Below are 16,586 nucleotides of genomic sequence, written 5' to 3'. Positions count from 1 at the left end.
CAAGTGTTGCTTGCAGTGCTTGTTCTATATTCACAAAAAAATCCGTAGTTAGTTTCCTAACTACGGATTTTGCATGATCGTTTGGATCGGTCAACCGGTCATTTTCTTAACTGATCGGCATTAGCGCATGCGCTCCTTTTTACTTTTTTACTTTTAATATAGTTTTATAAATTAACTACTTCTGACATCAACTTTAAGTTTTAGCTTTTGGCCAGGTTGTAAGTATTTTTGACCGGCTAAATTATTCCACTTAATAATTTCGTTAACGCTTAGATTAAACTTAGACGCAATACGTGCAAGTGAGTCACCACGGCGTACTTTGTATGTAATAGTACGGTTGGTACTTGCCGTTGCTTGTGGTTTATTAGCTGACTTATACACAGTAAGTTTTTGATTTAGGCGCAGTACAGAGTTTTTCTTTAGCTTATTCCATTTAGCCAACTCATCCATAGTTACGTCATATTCGCGGCTAATGTCCCATAACGTGTCGCCACTTTTAACTGTGTGCGAAAGCTTTGTGCGAGTTGCTTTATTAGCAGCTAAACGCATCTGCTTTGGTAAATGTTCGCTATTTATAGCGCCATCAGTAAGCGGGACTAGTAACTCTTGGCCTACTTTAATCGTATTTGATTTGAGTTTATTAAGCGATCGGATTGCACTTGAGCTCGTTGTAAATTTTTTGGCAATTACTGATAAGCTGTCGCCTCGAGCCACAATATAACGCTGCCAGCGTAATCTGTTTTTAACATCAGTGTTTGCTAGTTTTTGGCTAAATTGCTCTGCTTTATCTACTGGCAGTAATAAAGAATGTGGGCCATTAGGATCAGTTGCCCAGCGATTAAAACCGGGGTTTAATCTGTATAGCTCAGTAAGCGTCATATCGGCCATATCAGCAGCAAGTGCTAGATCTATTTGCGAGCCAACATCAACCACTTCAACCACTTGTGCATTAATTACTGGTTGCCATGTAACGTTAAAATCATCTGAGCGTTTTAATAAATCGGCAAGTGCTAATAACTTTGGTACGTAGGCTGTTGTTTCGCTTGGTAAATCAAGAGACCAAAAATCGGTAGGTAAATGCTTTTTACGATTCTTTTTAATTGCGCGCATCAAGCGCCCTTCACCTGAATTATAAGCAGCAATCGCATTTAGCCAATCGCCTTCAAGTGTTTTATGTAAATACGATAAGTAGTCAAGTGCTGCGCGAGTCGACTGCACTATGTCGCGACGACCGTCGTACCACCAGTTTTGTTTTAAATCGAATCGCTCACCGGTTGCAGGCATAAACTGCCAAATGCCCGATGCGCTGCGATTAGAATAACCAAACGGGTCAAATGCGCTTTCTACAATAGGCAGTAGTGCAATTTCGATTGGCATTTCGCGCTTTTCTACTTCTTCAACAATAAAGTGTAAGTAAGGTTCTGCACGTTTAGAAATACGATCTAAATAGGCTTGGTGGCGAGCGTAATAATTACGTTCAGTAACAACAGGGCGGTTTTGCGGTATTTCGATAGAAAGTTGGTAGCGAATTCGCTCCCACACATCATCAAACACGGGAGCTTCTTGCTCATCAGGGTCAATTTGCTGATATTGTGCGTTTACCATCAATGCATTGTTAATGTCGTTAGGACTTGCGCCTTCGAGTTGTTGGTTTGCTTGCGTGGCAACTTTAGAGTCTGACTCTAAAGTTGTCAGTGTTTGACAACCACTTAGCGCTAACGCCAAGGCTACTAATAGGGGAGATTTATTCATAAATACCAATACATCGGGTAAAAAACTCGGCGAATACTACCTGCTATGAGTTAACATTGCCACTTAATGACATTTTAAAACGCAGAAATAGAATCATCACTATATCTTAAGTTAATGATTCTAATAAAATAAATATTAAAGTATTAGTTTTTGCATTAAAAATTGTCTTTGAACTGTCTCAGACTCGCAAAGTTTCCCCAAGGTTCATTGTTTTTTGTAACCGAGATAAATTTCTCGGGCACTAACTCTATAATGGTTGGCAAATCGCTACGCATAAATGGATTTATTTTTAGCTCTTGTCCAATAGAAGTAGGTAATGAGATTTGATTATTACTGCGTAATTCATCTACTTTTTTACTGTACGCAAGGAGTTCTGGATTGCGTGGTTCAACTGCTTTGGCAAAGGCAAGATTAGCTTGCGTGTATTCGTGTGTGCAATACACAACACAGCTTGCAGGCAGCTCTCTTAGTTTATTAAAAGATTTCCACATTTGCTCCGGCGTGCCTTCAAATAAGCGCCCACATCCACCGCTAAACAATGTATCGCCTGTAAAAGCAAGTTCATCATTTGTGTAACAAATATGATCAAGCGTGTGCCCAGGAGTTGCTAAAATAGTAAAGTTAATATTAAGCACACTGATGCTTTGTCCATCAGTGAGTGCGTGAGTGACGCCTTTAAATGGACTATTTGCAGGGCCATAAACCGATATATCTGGATAGGCGTCAACTAATTCAGCTACGCCATCAGTGTGGTCGTAGTGATGATGCGTAATTAAAATACCACCAAGCGTTAGTTTGTGCTCAGCTAAGTACGTTAATACGGGATGTGCTTGGCCTGGATCGACTACCCATGCTTGGTTACTGTTATCGGTAGTTAAACACCAAATGTAATTATCAGAAAAGGCTTTAATTGCTTTGACTTGCACCATGGTAAATTGCTCTATAAAGTGACACTTATCACATAGTATAACGAGCTCAAAAAATGAAACCAGCCCTTAGTTTTCAAGAAGGACCCAAACCACTGTCGTGGCAGCAGTTTCCTCATGGGGATTATTTACGCACAGATATTGAACGTAAAATGGAGCAATGGCTACCGCGTATGTTTGGCTATCATATGCTTAAGTTGGGTAATTTAAGTGGCGAATTAAACACAAGTATAAGTACGATTAAACACCAAGTGTGTGTTGCAGAGCCTGGGCCTTACACCGGGGTAGTTGCTGACATAGATGAATTGCCATTTTACGAGCACAGTATTGATGCCTGCATACTAAGCCACTGCTTAGAGTATCATTCAGACCCACATCACATTTTACGAGAAGCACATCGCACGCTTATTCCGGGTGGTTATATACTAGTGACTGGTTTTAACCCGTTTAGTTTGTGTGGGCTTGCACAAATGCTGCCTTTTAGTGGTCAGAAATTACCATGGACGGGGCGCTTTTTTACCCCTGCGAGGGTTAAAGATTGGCTAAATTTATTGGGTTTTGAAATTGTAAGTGACGAACGTTTTATTTATTCATCACTGGCAAGAGGTAACAGGTTATCAAGATTTGAGTTTTGGCGGACTTTTGCAAAACAGTATTTAAAACCAATGGGCAGTGTTTATATGCTGGTGGCACGAAAAAGAGTTGCGCCACTTACGCCAATAAAACCTAAGTGGCATGCTAGGCCGCAGTTTGCGCCAGTAAAAGGAGCAGGGCTTAGGCAAACCTCAAAGCAGCACTTTAAGCGCTGCGATGAAAAAAATAACAATTAAGGCTGGTAGCCTACATCTTCTAGTAAATCTTTACTGCCAGCGGCATCGCGGGCTAAATCGTCAACTATTTCGTTGTATTTATTGCCGCTATGCCCTTTAACCCACTTCCAAGTTACATTGTGCTCGCTACAGGCTTTATCTAAGCGTTTCCATAAATCGACGTTTTTAACCGGCTTTTTAGCTGATGTTAACCAGCCACGTTTTTTCCAGTTAGTGATCCACGATTCAATGCCTTGCTTAACATATTGGCTATCGGTTGTTAGGTTTACTTCGCATTCTCGAGTGAGTGATTCTAGGGCTACAATAGCCGCGAGCATTTCCATTCGGTTATTTGTTGTGAGTTTATAACCTTGGCTCATTTCTTTTTCGTGGCCGTTATAAATCATAAAAATACCATAACCGCCGGGGCCTGGATTACCTAAACATGAGCCATCGGTGTAAATCTCTACGGTTTTTTGCACTGTTTTACCTTGATCTTATGTACAATAAAGTGATTATAGAAAGATACCAGAATCAGGCTAAATTCGATATGGCACGTAGACAAATAGTTTTAGATACAGAAACCACCGGCATCGACCCTAAACAAGGGCACCGTATTATAGAAATTGGTTGTGTGGAGTTAGTAAATCGCCGTTTAACAGGCAATAATTTTCACGTTTATATAAACCCACAACGGCCAAGTGAAGAAGAAGCAATCGACGTTCACGGTATTACTAACGAGTTTTTACGTGATAAACCGTTATTTCATCAAATTGCCCAAGAGTTTTTCGACTATATTGAAGGGGCTGAGTTAGTTATTCATAACGCACCGTTCGATGTTGGTCATATGGATAATGAATTTGCACTACTTAATCAGGGCTATCCTAAAACAGAGACTTTTTGTCAAGTTCTCGACACGCTTAAAATGGCGCGTGACTTGCATCCAGGTCAAAAGAACAATCTTGATGCATTATGTCGTCGTTACGATGTAGATAACGCAAAGCGAACACTTCACGGCGCGCTACTGGATTCTGAAATTTTAGCCGATGTTTACCTTGCCATGACGGGTGGACAAACAAAGCTGAATTTGAATCAAAACAAAGATGACGGCAGCGAGCAACAGAAAGGCGGTATAAAGCGTTTAAATAGTGATAGAGCCCCATTAGTTGTTCTGCGAGCAAGCGACGCTGAGCAAAGCGCACACGAAGCACGATTAGATCTTGTAAACAAAGAAGGCGGCCAATGTATATGGCGCGCTGAATAAGGCGATTTAATGAAAACGATGTATTTTGTAACAGCGTTATGTGCCGCTAGTTTATTTACTGGCAATGCATATGGCGTAAAACAAGTAGAAGTGCTCAAGCGCGATGGGCATCAAAATGAGATCCCTTTACTTGATAATCGTTTTCGCATAGATAGCAAAATAGATGAAATAACACTGCTGTTTTTTAGAAAATCAGGTGCACCTGCTGTTATTTTAGTGCGGCCCGATGGCAGTAAGTACTTTGCTACTGACTCAGTTAAAAACCCTAACTTAGATTGGTTTGACGAACTCAGCTACGATTTAGTTACCATAAAAAAACCTATGGCAGGTCCTTGGCAAGTAATAGGCAGTATTTTGCCCGATAGCAGAATAGTTGTATTAGGCGAAATATCTCTTGAAGCAGAGCCTCTTCCTTCAATGCTGTTTAGGGGGGAGACAATAAAAATCACCGGGAAAATACTAAACGACGGTGAGCCAATTAACACAAACCTATTTAGGGATGTTGTGAGCCTTAATGTTGACTTTGTAAGTACCAACAATGAAAACTTTGCTAACTTTGGCGCAGGCATTCAAGAGGTAGCGGAATTTAAAGACGATGGACGTGGGTTTGATGAGCGCCCTAAAGATGGTGTGTTTACCGGCGAGTTTACTTTAGATTTTCCTGCGGGTGAATGGACACCAGAGCTTTACGTGGCAACACCTCTGCTGCAGCGTCGCATTGTGCAAAATACAATAGAAGTGCACGAACCACCTTTTGTAACCGAAGTCACGTTAGCAGAGCAAGACACAGACGAGCATCTGTTAACTATAAATATAGACCCAAGTATCGTTAAGCCAGAGACAGTCATCATCCAGGGAAAAATATACTATCCCAATAACGAAGAGCAGATGTTTACCATAGATGCTGCAGCTAAAGACTCACGTCAGCTTAGTGTTAAAAATTATGATTGGGGTAGATATAGTGTTGAACTGTCTGTTTTTGGCACTAATATTAATGGTCGTGAATTTATGGCAACGCTGCCAACGTATAAATTTGAGATAGAACGACCCATAGAAGCGGTGCCCGAAATTGATCCGGCAACGATTATTACACCAGATAAAATGATTGAGAGTGAACCTGCTGAAGAAAAAAAGGCCACATCGACGATTATTAGTTTAATTGTAGGCTGCAATACGCTTATTTTATTACTTGGATGGTTGTTAATTCGTATCTTTGTTCAGAAAAAACCGATTAAATTTAAAGTGAAGCTGCCTTTTTTAAAGAAAAAGAAAATAAGTGAAGGTGATGTTGCCGACACAGAAAAAAATCAAGTCGGTAAAAATGGCTCAAAAAATGACAGATCAGGTGAAATTTTAAACCTTTCGATGACAGATGACTAAAAAACCTATAAAAAAACAAAAAAGCCCTTGACGAAATAGGGGTTGGTTCGTATTATTCACGCCGCTGTCAGGGAGACCTAAACAGCAACGAAAATATGGAGTGGTAGTTCAGTTGGTTAGAATACCGGCCTGTCACGCCGGGGGTCGCGGGTTCGAGTCCCGTCCACTCCGCCATTTTCGTAAAACTTGTAAGTAAAAGCTGGAGTGGTAGTTCAGTTGGTTAGAATACCGGCCTGTCACGCCGGGGGTCGCGGGTTCGAGTCCCGTCCACTCCGCCAACACTTACACAACGTATGGTTGTAAAACATATTCTTATTATGGAGTGGTAGTTCAGTTGGTTAGAATACCGGCCTGTCACGCCGGGGGTCGCGGGTTCGAGTCCCGTCCACTCCGCCAATAAGAAAAAATAACAGTTTAAATATGCGCTGGAGTGGTAGTTCAGTTGGTTAGAATACCGGCCTGTCACGCCGGGGGTCGCGGGTTCGAGTCCCGTCCACTCCGCCAACTATTTAAACAATGTTATATTACAAAATTTGTATGCTGGAGTGGTAGTTCAGTTGGTTAGAATACCGGCCTGTCACGCCGGGGGTCGCGGGTTCGAGTCCCGTCCACTCCGCCAACAAATTAAGTAATAACAAGTATAATGATATCTCTGCGGAGTGGTAGTTCAGTTGGTTAGAATACCGGCCTGTCACGCCGGGGGTCGCGGGTTCGAGTCCCGTCCACTCCGCCATTTGATATCATGATTAAAATTAGTAAGTGCATTACCCCATGCACATACCACTGCGGAGTGGTAGTTCAGTTGGTTAGAATACCGGCCTGTCACGCCGGGGGTCGCGGGTTCGAGTCCCGTCCACTCCGCCACTTGTTATTTCCTCAATAACAAGCTTATAAAATCCTTGATTAAATAATTTAGTAAAACATTCTTTGGCTATCAGCTATCAGCTATCAGCTATCAAACACATTACTTGCACGAACCTGCTAATATTCCTTATTATCCGTATCAATACCTATATCAATCTGCCGATGCTCTGGTTAAGTGCTTGTGCATTGCGCTGTATCCCTTCTTTCGTAACTTTGAAACTTTTACCGCAGTTAACTTAACGCCAGGTTTAACCCCAGTTCGCTTAATTAAGTAATCTATTTTGATGTAAGAAAAGCATGTCGATAATAAGGAATAATTCGTTATTTAGTTGTTTTCGGCAAATGATCCTTCATTGCTCTATCTCCTGCATCCATGCAGTCGTATATCAGAGACTTTTAACACTGCTAGGCAGGCTCTAAGTATTATTGCTAATTGGTATAGTCATTAACTTTATAGTGTTGTACTTGTAGAGCTCTTGAGAGGGTTTAAGTTTTTACAGGAGTATAGAGATGAATTAAGGGTATTTAATCAATACAGAGCTTTTAGGGTTGGTTAGATGTCAGAGCTGCATGTTATACCAAGCTGTATAATTATTTAAACAATCTAACGAATTAAACTACTCCATCACGTTGTTAAAACTTTTTATTGTGCACAAAAAAGCCAGCACGTTATATGCTGGCTTTTGGTCTGTAAATGCTTAGCTTAGTTAAGCAGCATCAGCTTCTTTTTTAACGCTATTACGTGCGGCTTTGCCTGCAAGTAAGTCCGCAGGGTCAAAGTCATCAACGTTAATAACATCTAAACGAGATTGCTCAACAGCAGCTAGTTTATCAGCCTCTGCTTGGCTTAATATGCCTGCTTCAAGCCCCATTTGCGCTACCTTATCAAGCTGGAAGAATGGCAGTTTAAGGCCTTTCTCTTTACATACTCTTTCAAATAATGGCTCAACGTCTAGGATGTCTTTAAGCGTTTGCTCTTGACGACCTACAAGGTTAAGCGGCTCATTTTTTAAGTATACGTAGCTTGCTAAACGGTTACGCGTTTCGCTAGGTACTTGTAGTAGTTGCGCAAGTTTATGCTCAAGTTGGTCAGTTGGTTTACGAACCGGGCGACCAAACGGGAATAACAATACTTTTAAAACACCACGTAGTGGAGCCGAAGGCATGTTATTAATTAAATCAGCAAGTGCACGTTGGCAATGGTAGAGGTGATCTTGGCAACTCCATTTTACTAGAGCAAAATCTTCTTTTTTACGGCCTTCGTCGTTGTAACGCTTAAGCGTTGCAGACACTAAGTATAAGTAACTAAGTAAGTCACCTAAACGTGCTGAAATACGTTCTTTACGTTTTAGTGAACCACCAAATACTGCCATGCTAATGTCTGACATAAGAGCAAGTGATGCACTAAAGCGTGACGCTATACGGTAAAATTCAGCGGTTTCGTCGTTGTACGGCACACTTGTAAAACGAGCGCCGGTAAGTGCAAGCCATTTAGTACGTACAAGATTCGACATAGTAAAACCAATGTGACCCATTAGCGCTTTATCAAATACGTTAAGCGCTTCTTCGCGGTCTTCAATTTCGCACGCACCTAGCTCGGTAAGTACAAATGGATGACAGCGAATTGCACCTTGACCATAAATAATCATATTACGGGTCAAGATGTTTGCACCTTCAACGGTAATGGCAATAGGTGCCCCTTGATAGCCACGACCTAAATAGTTATTTGGCCCAAGCATGATGCCCTTACCGCCAAGTACATCCATTGCATGAATAGTTGCATCACGCATTTGCTCTGTCAGGTGGTATTTAATAATGGCAGAAACTACCGATGGCTTTTCGCCTAAATCAACCGCACCCGTAGACATACTAACCGCAGCATCAGAGCTGTAAGCGTAACCAGCAAGTTTTGCTAGTGACTCTTCAACACCTTCCATTTTACCAATAGGTAAACGGAACTGACGACGAATGCGGCTATACGCACCCGTTGCAACGGCAATCATTTTAATGCCACCGGCAGAATTTGACGGCAATGTAATTGCACGACCAACCGATAAACACTCAACCAGCATGCGCCAGCCTTGACCAGCCATATCTGGACCACCAATAATATAATCAAGTGGTACGAAAATATCTTTACCGCGAGTAGGACCATTTTGAAATGGTACGTTAAGCGGGAAATGTCGACGACCAATTTCAACTCCAGGAGTGTCCGTTGGAATAAGTGCACAGGTGATGCCTGGCTCTTTATTGTCGCCAATTAGCCCATCTGGATCTTGTAACTTAAACGCAAGACCAAGTACGGTAGCCACTGGGGCAAGTGTAATGTAACGCTTATTCCACGTTAAACTAACACCCACAACCTCTTCACCATTCCATTGCCCTTTACATACCACACCGTAGTCTGGAATTGAGCTTGCATCAGAACCCGCTTCTGGCGAAGTTAATGCAAAACATGGAATTTCTTGACCGCTCGCTAGGCGCGGTAAGTAATGATCTTTTTGCTCTTTTGTACCATAGTGTTGTAATAATTCACCTGGGCCTAAAGAGTTTGGTACACCAACAATTGACGAAAGTAATGTTGATTTACTTGTTAGTTTTTGAAGTACACAAGACTGTGCAAATGCAGAAAACTCTAAACCGCCGTATTCTTTTTTGATGATCATGGCAAAAAATTTATTATCTTTTAGATACTGCCATACATCTTGAGGAAGGTCGGTTAGTTCGTGCGTTGCTTCCCAATCGTCCAACATGCTACATACTACTTCAACAGGGCCATCAACAAAGGCTTGCTCTTCAATAGTAAGTTTAGGAACTGGGTATTGGTGAAGTTTTTTCCAATCTGGGTTACCGCAAAATAAGTCAGCTTCCCACCACGTCGTACCGGCATCAATAGCTGATTTTTCAGTATCAGACATGCTTGGCGTTACTTTTTTAAACGTAGCAAAAATAGGCTTGATGATATATTGCTGACGAAGGCCAGTAACAGAAAGAGGAACCGCGATGATCAAAAAGATCAACCAGCTAATTAAACCAAAAGCACCCGCAAAGGTACCAATTAATAAAGTTATAGCCGAAACACCAAGTGCTGTGTTCCAACTTGCTCTGTGGTAAACCGCAGTGCAAAGCAACGCGATTAGAACCAGTGTAAATATGAGTGTCATTTTTATTCCTTAATAGAGGTCAGACCACCTCGCTTAGAGTAGCGCTAGTAACAGTAATTTTCAAGTACATAACGATGTTAAATTGTAGTAGAAAGTAACTTAAATACGATATTTAATTACCCGGCAGAGGAACACTCAATAACTATCGTATAGTCAAAGCATTAGCCGTAAGTAGTGTTAACGTAAAAATAAATAAATCTAATAGCAAAATGACACTTTTTAAGTAAGTATAGCCGTTATAGCGGGCTGCAAATTAGTGTACGCTTAATACACAAATATAACGCTATTTATTTTAATGTATGGTTTTTAAGGGTTATTTTATTAATGTGTGAATTACTTGGCATGTCAGCCAATGTGCCTACCGATATTTGTTTTAGTTTTTCAGGCCTTTTAGAGCGTGGCGGAAACACGGGACCACATAAAGATGGTTGGGGTATTACATTTTACGAAGGTAAAGGCTGTAGAACCTTTAAAGATCCTGAGCCGAGTTATCAATCTGAAATTGCAAAGCTCGTCAAAGCATACCCCATTAAAAGTGTCTCGGTTATTAGCCATATTCGCCAAGGTAACCGCGGGAGAGTATGCCTTGAAAATACTCATCCTTTTACGCGAGAGTTATGGGGGCGCGAGCTTACTTACGCTCATAACGGGCAGCTATCTAATTATCATGATTTAAAACCGCAGTACTATCGCCCAGTAGGCAACACCGATAGCGAACTCGCTTTTTGTTGGTTACTTGATAAAATTCGTGAAAAATACCCAAAGCGTCCAAGTAATATGGCGTCGGTTTTTAGATACGCGGCTAAGCTTTCGCAAACTCTGCGTGAAAAAGGGGTGTTTAATATGTTATTGACCGATGGGGTGTTTGTTTTAGCGTATTGCACTAATAACTTACATTACATAACGCGCCGTGCGCCATTTGGTAAAGCAACGTTGATTGATGCCGACATGGTGGTTGATTTTCAACAAGAGACCACACCAAACGATGTAGTAACAGTTATAGCTACAAGGCCTTTGACGAATGATGAGCGCTGGCAAAAAATGGAGCCGGGGGAATTTGCATTGTTTAAAATGGGTGAGCTAATTTAGCCCACCTATTTTAAATACTAACTTAACTTAACTTTGGTTTAATTAAATTTAGTTAGCTTCTTGAGGTTGTTGTGCTGTTACAGGCGCAACAGCTGTAGGCGCAGTAACAGTAAATGAATTCATTTGAACTTCAAACTGCTCCATACCTTTTTCGCCTTTCCACATACGTACCAGCATGTAATCCATTTCTGGCGCAAACCATGCAATTGCTTGGCGTTTATCGTTATCGTATAAACGCTTTACTTTAATAGCTTCTACATTACCGATAGGCAATGAAATCATCTCGGTGCCAGATACTTCAAAGTTGTAGTCGCGGCGGTTACCTTTTTTATCTATAAGGGGGAATGAAAAGCTTGTTTCGCCTTTTTTCAATCCTTCGCGCACTTGCACTTGGTACGAAATAGCATCCTGAAATTCATCAGTCCATTCGCATTTAAGTGGGTATTCACTAGCGCTGCTAGTCACTACTTTGTTTGTTGTATCAAAATCAATTTTGTAATCTTTATCTGGGCCTGTCCCTGTACGAATCATGTTGTAATGATGCGGGGTAACCTTGCCATCTTTAAAGGTAAACTTTGATGTTTCTTCACGAGAGTCAGAGAAAATCATCCACTCAATATTGCTGTGGTATGTAAGTTCATAAGTATCGTCGCCCGTTTTTTTGAGCTCACGAACAGCCTCACCATGATTTTTACCTTTGCGTAAAATATCGTAATTAGCTTGATACTGGGTCAATTCGCCTGCAATTAGGCTAGTTGGAAGTAAAGCGCCCGCACATAACAACAGGGCACTTATTTTTTTATTGTGGGTAGTGCGCGCCGTGTGCAGGAAGTTGTTTTTTGTCAAGAACTGCATAATCTGCTTCCATAGTAAGTCTGTGTTCACTGAACCACTTGACCACCAAAGGATAAATTATATGCTCTTGCTCATGCACGCGTTTTGCTAATGTTTCTGCTGTATCATCCTTGAGTACAGGTATTTGCGCCTGAAGAATAACGGGACCGCCGTCTAATTCTTCAGTAACAAAGTGAACACTTACGCCATGAACATCGTCTTTTGCATCAATTGCTCTTTGGTGGGTATTCAGCCCCTGATACTTAGGCAACAAAGATGGATGAATGTTCAACATTTTTCCAACATATTTTTGCACTAAGCCAGGAGTAAGAATACGCATAAACCCAGCTAATACAACTAGATTTGGCATAAAAGAGTCGATAACGTTCATTAATTGCGCATCGTACGCTTCGCGCGAGTCAAAATCTTTATGACTGAGCACTTTTGTAGCAATACCTGCTTGTTTTGCACGCTCTAGGCCATAAGCGTCTGCTTTATTACTAATAACAGCCGCTATATGCCCGTTTATCTCGCCACGTTCGCAGGCATCTATGATGGCTTGTAAATTAGAGCCACTACCTGAGATTAAAACTACCAGACGAGTCGGTGCCATTACTTAGCACCACCTACAATTTCAACTTGCTCTTCGCCAGCTGCTGCATCTTGAATTTCACCAAGGTGCCATGCATTTTCGCCCAAGTCTTTTAGCATTGTTAAGCTTTGCTCAAGTTTGTCTGCAGGGACTACTAAAACCATGCCTACACCACAGTTAAATGTACGGTACATTTCGTGTGTAGTAATGTTGCCGTTTTCTTGTAACCAATTAAAAATTGGTGGCCACTGCCAGCTATCACCTTTAACTACAGCTTTTGCTGAAGCGGGTAATACGCGTGGAATGTTTTCCCAAAAACCGCCGCCAGTAATATGCGAAAGCGCATGTACGTCAACGTTTTTGAATAACTCAAGTAAAGGTTTTACGTAAATACGCGTAGGCTCAAGTAGAGTTTCGCCTAATGTTTTACCTTCAAAGTCAGCGCTGGTATCAGCTTTTGACACTTCAAGTACTTTACGAATTAAAGAGAAGCCATTTGAATGAGGACCGCTTGATGCAAGTGCAATAAGCTGATCGCCTGCTGCTACTTTTGTGCCATCAATAATTTTTGATTTTTCTACAACGCCTGTACAAAAGCCTGCCATGTCGTAGTCTTCACCATCATACATACCAGGCATTTCAGCTGTTTCGCCACCAATTAGGGCACAACCTGAAATTTCACAACCTTTGCCAATACCTGTAACTACGTCAGCTGCTGTGTCTACATCTAGTTTACCAGTTGCATAATAATCTAGAAAAAACAGGGGTTCAGCACCTTGAACAATTAAGTCGTTCACACACATTGCAACTAAATCAATACCAACCGTATCGTGTTTTTTTAAGTCAATTGCTAAACGTAGTTTAGTACCAACGCCATCTGTGCCTGCAACTAATACTGGTTGCTTGTAGCCTTCAGGAATTTCGCAAAGTGCGCCAAAACCACCAATTCCGCCCATTACTTCAGGACGACGAGTTTTTTTAACTACGCCTTTAATACGCTCAACAAGTGCATTACCAGCGTCGATATCTACGCCCGCGTCTTTATAGCTTAGAGACTGTTTTTGTTCGCTCACAGGTTTTCCTCAAAATAGTTGTTTTGGGTTGCTTAGAAACGCGCGTATTTTACAACAATTGCAAGGTCGCGGCTAGCGTAAATGTAATTTTGAAATAATTAACAAGGACACTTGTCCGCTGTTTGTTGTTTAAATAAACAAAAAAACGCCCGTAGGCGTTTTTTTAGTATTAAAGGCGTTAAATTAACAGCTATGCTTTTGCGGTTAATATGGCTCGAAGTGGAGCAGGGTAGCCTTCAATTGTTTTACTTGTATCGTTTGGATCTAAAAAGTCGATTAACGATTCGTTTTCCATCCAGTCGGTTTTGCGTTGCTCTTCAAGTGTGGTAATAGCGCAATCTTTTATTTGCACATCTTTAAAGCCAACACGTTCCATCCACAGCTTTAATGCTGCAGTACTTGGAATAAACCAAACGTTGCGCATTTTAGCGTAGCGGTCGGTAGGGACTAATACCGTGTTTTCGTCGCCTTCAATTACTAGGGTTTCAAGTACGAGTTCGCCGCCTGGGCGAAGCTGCGCTTTTAACTGCGCTAAAAAGTCGATAGGTGAGCGACGATGATAAAGTACGCCCATCGAAAAAACAGTATCAAACGCTTTAAGCTCGGGTAATGCTTCAACGCCTAGTGGCAGTAAATGTACGTTTTCATCTGGGTTGTAGTGTTTAATTGCCTGAAACTGACATAAAAATAAATCAGATGGATCAATACCCACGACAAACTCTGCGCCTTCACCGCGCATACGCCATAAATGATACCCTGAGCCACAACCAATATCTAAAACAGTGCGGCCTTTTAGTGGCTCAATATGAGGAAGCAGGCGGTCCCACTTCCAATCACTGCGCCACTCTGTATCTATTTCAATACCGTGCACACTAAATGGGCCTTTGCGCCATGGCATCATGCGTTTTAATAAATGCATGGCTTGCTTTTGCTCGCCATCACTCATCTCTCCTGGGGCGCCAATTTCTACCTTAGTAGAAATATCAACATGGGAAGTTGCCACCTCAGGCAAGTTTTTAAGTACTTTTTGCCATTTAGGCAAATCACCATGGCTAGCCTCGTTTTGCCAATGTTTTAATTGAGCAGGGAGGGTTTCTAGCCAGTGACTAAGTGGGCTTTGTGCGATAGATGCGTAAAATTGGTTAAACCATTGAGACATGGATGACTCTCTTTATTTAATTGCTACCATTGAGCAAAAATTAAAACATTGATACCACACTTGAGTTTGGCTAAAACCAATATCTTGTAAGCGAGTAAAGTGAGCGCTTAGTGTATCTGGGCGCATAACGTTTTCGATGGCGGTACGTTTTTGGCTTATTTCAAGCTCCGAGTAGCCATTGTGACGTTTAAAGTCGTGGTGCAAATCAATTAATAGGTTATCGCATTGCTCGTTTTCGGCTTTAATTTTTTCGCTTAGCAGCAATACACCACCAGGTTTTAAATTAGCGTATATTTTCTCAAGTACGGCTTGGCGCTGTGCGTGTGGAATAAACTGCAGCGTAAAGTTCATTGCCACAACCGATGCGTTTTGAATTTCAAGCTCGTTAATATCGCCCAAAGTAACAGTAACCGGCACGTCCGATTTAAAACCTTGTAAATGCATTTTACAACGCTCAACCATGGCTTGTGAGTTATCTACTGCAATAATGTGGCAATTATCAGTGCGAATATTACGACGCATACTTAGTGTTACTGCGCCCAAAGAGCAGCCTAAATCATAAAGATTTGAGTTACTTTGTGCGTACTCACCCGCAAGTTTACCCATTGTACTGACAATAGTTGCGTAGCCAGGCACAGAGCGCTGAATCATATCTGGAAAAACTTCGACTACATTTTGATCAAAGCTAAAATCTTTTACTTGTTGCTCAGAGGCATAAATACTGTCTTTTATGGTCACGAAGGCAGTCTCTTTGTAAATAATGGCGCTATTTTAACATTTTATACTGGATAGTCAGTGATAAATTCAGTAGCTTGACTAGAATTATGAATAATAAGTACAAAAGAGAAGATTAAATGAGCAAAAGTAAGGTCATCAGCACAGACGATATATTAGCAACCCTTTGTCATTCAGTGACAGGTGTACTCACATCAGCCAGCGGTAATGGTATTAGCTACTCAGCCATGGTGCAAAAAATAACACGTACATGTATGCGACCAGATATTGGTTGCTTTGTTTTATTTGACGGCGGTTTTACAGGGCTCGTAATTACCAACTTTACCTCGCAAGCGGCGATGGAAATTTATGGCGATTACATGCGCAATATGGGAATGCCAGAAGATGAAATAGCGCATAGCCATTTATCAGACGACGTATCAAACGTACTAGGCGAGTTGATGAATCAAATTGTTGGCGACTTTACGTCTAAAGTGCGTGAGCAATTGCATACCTCTATTACGCAAAACCAGCCAAAAATGATGGCAATAAATAAGCAAGTTCAAATATCGGTAGATACCACAATGGATCGCCCGCAAGCCCGACGCGTAACATTCACCACAAGTAAGCAAAATATTTTTTACTTGGAATTAGCGATGGATAAAACAGAGTTCATTAAATTACACGACTTTGATATTGCAGAAGCACTCGACCCAGATGACATAATTGAAAACGAAGCACGTAAAAAAGCGGACAAAGAAAAATCATCTAAAGCAGTAGAACAAGATGATGGCGATGATGATTTTATGGCAGGCCTAGGGCTTTAAGTCTATTTACGTAGGTTGGGCTGAGTGAAACGAAACCCAACGACTGCTCAGCTGTTAATCTTTAGTTATGAGTGTTCAGGTTAGTGATTAAAATAAAAGCGCGATTTATATCGCGCTTTTGCGTCATGTTAGCTTTATT

At 41.3% G+C, this 16,586-nt stretch carries 14 protein-coding genes and 7 tRNA genes; 12 read left to right on the top strand and 9 right to left on the bottom strand.

Translation table 11 applies throughout. From position 1 onward, the window contains the following. Positions 1 to 171 precede the first annotated feature (171 nt). The gene (locus H5087_RS18055) at positions 172 to 1,752 is read right to left on the bottom strand and encodes a LysM peptidoglycan-binding domain-containing protein (RefSeq protein ID WP_182672927.1); all 1,581 of its coding nucleotides are present in this window, start codon (positions 1,750 to 1,752) and stop codon (positions 172 to 174) included. A gap of 155 nt (positions 1,753 to 1,907) precedes the next feature. Then, positions 1,908 to 2,681 carry a hydroxyacylglutathione hydrolase gene (gene gloB, locus H5087_RS18050; protein WP_149602938.1) on the bottom strand — a complete coding sequence of 258 codons (774 nt, stop codon included), beginning with the start codon at positions 2,679 to 2,681 and terminating at the stop codon, positions 1,908 to 1,910. A 53-nt stretch (positions 2,682 to 2,734) separates the two neighbouring features. On the opposite strand from gloB, the gene H5087_RS18045 reads away from it, so the two are divergent. Beyond that, positions 2,735 to 3,508: a class I SAM-dependent methyltransferase gene (locus H5087_RS18045; protein WP_182672926.1), complete on the top strand. Its 774-nt coding sequence runs from the start codon at positions 2,735 to 2,737 to the stop codon at positions 3,506 to 3,508. Here H5087_RS18045 and rnhA read toward each other — a convergent pair. Continuing rightward, complete coding sequence (gene rnhA / locus H5087_RS18040) at positions 3,505 to 3,969, bottom strand: ribonuclease HI (protein WP_024606536.1); 465 nt, start codon at positions 3,967 to 3,969, stop codon at positions 3,505 to 3,507. The two genes, H5087_RS18045 and rnhA, sit on opposite strands and share 4 nt — an antisense overlap. A 68-nt stretch (positions 3,970 to 4,037) precedes the next feature. Here rnhA and dnaQ point away from each other — a divergent pair, with 68 nt between their 5' ends. From dnaQ to H5087_RS17995, 9 genes are all read left to right on the top strand, one after another. After that, positions 4,038 to 4,751, top strand: coding sequence for a DNA polymerase III subunit epsilon (dnaQ, locus tag H5087_RS18035; RefSeq protein ID WP_024606537.1), 714 nt, complete (start codon positions 4,038 to 4,040; stop codon positions 4,749 to 4,751). A 9-nt stretch (positions 4,752 to 4,760) separates the two neighbouring features. Further along, entirely contained in the window at positions 4,761 to 6,131 is a 1,371-nt protein-coding gene (locus H5087_RS18030) for a TIGR03503 family protein (protein WP_182672925.1), read from the top strand. 97 nt (positions 6,132 to 6,228) lie between these two features. After that, positions 6,229 to 6,305 (top strand) — tRNA-Asp (locus H5087_RS18025). A 27-nt stretch (positions 6,306 to 6,332) separates the two neighbouring features. Then, positions 6,333 to 6,409 (top strand) — tRNA-Asp (locus tag H5087_RS18020). 41 nt (positions 6,410 to 6,450) lie between these two features. Then, a tRNA-Asp gene (locus tag H5087_RS18015) sits at positions 6,451 to 6,527 on the top strand. 31 nt (positions 6,528 to 6,558) lie between these two features. Then, positions 6,559 to 6,635: transfer RNA gene (locus H5087_RS18010), tRNA-Asp, on the top strand. A 38-nt stretch (positions 6,636 to 6,673) separates the two neighbouring features. Further along, positions 6,674 to 6,750: transfer RNA gene (locus H5087_RS18005), tRNA-Asp, on the top strand. Positions 6,751 to 6,787: 37 nt separating this feature from the next. After that, positions 6,788 to 6,864: transfer RNA gene (locus H5087_RS18000), tRNA-Asp, on the top strand. 54 nt (positions 6,865 to 6,918) lie between these two features. After that, positions 6,919 to 6,995, top strand: a tRNA-Asp gene (locus H5087_RS17995). A gap of 707 nt (positions 6,996 to 7,702) precedes the next feature. On the opposite strand, the gene fadE is transcribed toward H5087_RS17995, so the two are convergent. Next, on the bottom strand, positions 7,703 to 10,159 hold the full coding sequence (gene fadE / locus H5087_RS17990) for an acyl-CoA dehydrogenase FadE (protein WP_182672924.1): 2,457 nt from the start codon (positions 10,157 to 10,159) through the stop codon (positions 7,703 to 7,705). 324 nt (positions 10,160 to 10,483) lie between these two features. On the opposite strand from fadE, the gene H5087_RS17985 reads away from it, so the two are divergent. Further along, positions 10,484 to 11,248: a class II glutamine amidotransferase gene (locus tag H5087_RS17985; protein WP_182672923.1), complete on the top strand. Its 765-nt coding sequence runs from the start codon at positions 10,484 to 10,486 to the stop codon at positions 11,246 to 11,248. Positions 11,249 to 11,296: 48 nt separating this feature from the next. Here H5087_RS17985 and H5087_RS17980 read toward each other — a convergent pair whose 3' ends face one another. From H5087_RS17980 to cmoA, 5 genes are all read right to left on the bottom strand, one after another. Beyond that, positions 11,297 to 12,031, bottom strand: a complete 735-nt coding sequence (locus H5087_RS17980; protein WP_182672929.1) for a DUF3108 domain-containing protein — start codon at positions 12,029 to 12,031, stop codon at positions 11,297 to 11,299. Positions 12,032 to 12,047: 16 nt separating this feature from the next. After that, a complete protein-coding gene (gene purN, locus H5087_RS17975; protein WP_002959994.1) occupies positions 12,048 to 12,695 on the bottom strand; it encodes a phosphoribosylglycinamide formyltransferase in 648 nt (215 codons plus the stop codon). Next, the gene (gene purM, locus H5087_RS17970) at positions 12,695 to 13,747 is read right to left on the bottom strand and encodes a phosphoribosylformylglycinamidine cyclo-ligase (RefSeq protein ID WP_002959993.1); all 1,053 of its coding nucleotides are present in this window, start codon (positions 13,745 to 13,747) and stop codon (positions 12,695 to 12,697) included. The genes purN and purM overlap by 1 nt, the downstream gene beginning before the upstream one ends. Positions 13,748 to 13,937: 190 nt before the next feature. Continuing rightward, positions 13,938 to 14,906 (bottom strand): tRNA 5-methoxyuridine(34)/uridine 5-oxyacetic acid(34) synthase CmoB, encoded by a 969-nt coding sequence (cmoB, locus tag H5087_RS17965; protein WP_138488804.1) that lies wholly within the window; start codon positions 14,904 to 14,906, stop codon positions 13,938 to 13,940. 12 nt (positions 14,907 to 14,918) lie between these two features. After that, a complete protein-coding gene (cmoA, locus tag H5087_RS17960; protein ID WP_182672922.1) occupies positions 14,919 to 15,644 on the bottom strand; it encodes a carboxy-S-adenosyl-L-methionine synthase CmoA in 726 nt (241 codons plus the stop codon). Positions 15,645 to 15,760: 116 nt separating this feature from the next. Between cmoA and H5087_RS17955 the strand changes: the two genes are divergently transcribed. Continuing rightward, the gene (locus H5087_RS17955) at positions 15,761 to 16,447 is read left to right on the top strand and encodes a DUF3334 family protein (RefSeq protein ID WP_002959987.1); all 687 of its coding nucleotides are present in this window, start codon (positions 15,761 to 15,763) and stop codon (positions 16,445 to 16,447) included. Positions 16,448 to 16,586: the final 139 nt, after the last annotated feature.

It is taken from the genome of Pseudoalteromonas sp. SR43-7 (genome assembly GCF_014163785.1).
Classification (GTDB): domain Bacteria; phylum Pseudomonadota; class Gammaproteobacteria; order Enterobacterales; family Alteromonadaceae; genus Pseudoalteromonas; species Pseudoalteromonas distincta.
This window is presented reverse-complemented; position numbering and strand designations above follow the sequence as displayed.

Excerpts from the sequence above, each read along its gene's own strand:
- H5087_RS18030 (WP_182672925.1), top strand. The coding sequence starts at position 4,761 with ATGAAAACGATGTATTTTGTAACAGCGTTATGTGCCGCTAGTTTATTT.
- H5087_RS18045 (WP_182672926.1), top strand. The coding sequence starts at position 2,735 with ATGAAACCAGCCCTTAGTTTTCAAGAAGGACCCAAACCACTGTCGTGG.
- H5087_RS17955 (WP_002959987.1), top strand. The coding sequence starts at position 15,761 with ATGAGCAAAAGTAAGGTCATCAGCACAGACGATATATTAGCAACCCTT.
- H5087_RS18055 (WP_182672927.1), bottom strand. The coding sequence starts at position 1,752 with ATGAATAAATCTCCCCTATTAGTAGCCTTGGCGTTAGCGCTAAGTGGT.
- fadE (WP_182672924.1), bottom strand. The coding sequence starts at position 10,159 with ATGACACTCATATTTACACTGGTTCTAATCGCGTTGCTTTGCACTGCG.
- dnaQ (WP_024606537.1), top strand. The coding sequence starts at position 4,038 with ATGGCACGTAGACAAATAGTTTTAGATACAGAAACCACCGGCATCGAC.
- gloB (WP_149602938.1), bottom strand. The coding sequence starts at position 2,681 with ATGGTGCAAGTCAAAGCAATTAAAGCCTTTTCTGATAATTACATTTGG.
- H5087_RS17985 (WP_182672923.1), top strand. The coding sequence starts at position 10,484 with ATGTGTGAATTACTTGGCATGTCAGCCAATGTGCCTACCGATATTTGT.
- cmoB (WP_138488804.1), bottom strand. The coding sequence starts at position 14,906 with ATGTCTCAATGGTTTAACCAATTTTACGCATCTATCGCACAAAGCCCA.
- purN (WP_002959994.1), bottom strand. The coding sequence starts at position 12,695 with ATGGCACCGACTCGTCTGGTAGTTTTAATCTCAGGTAGTGGCTCTAAT.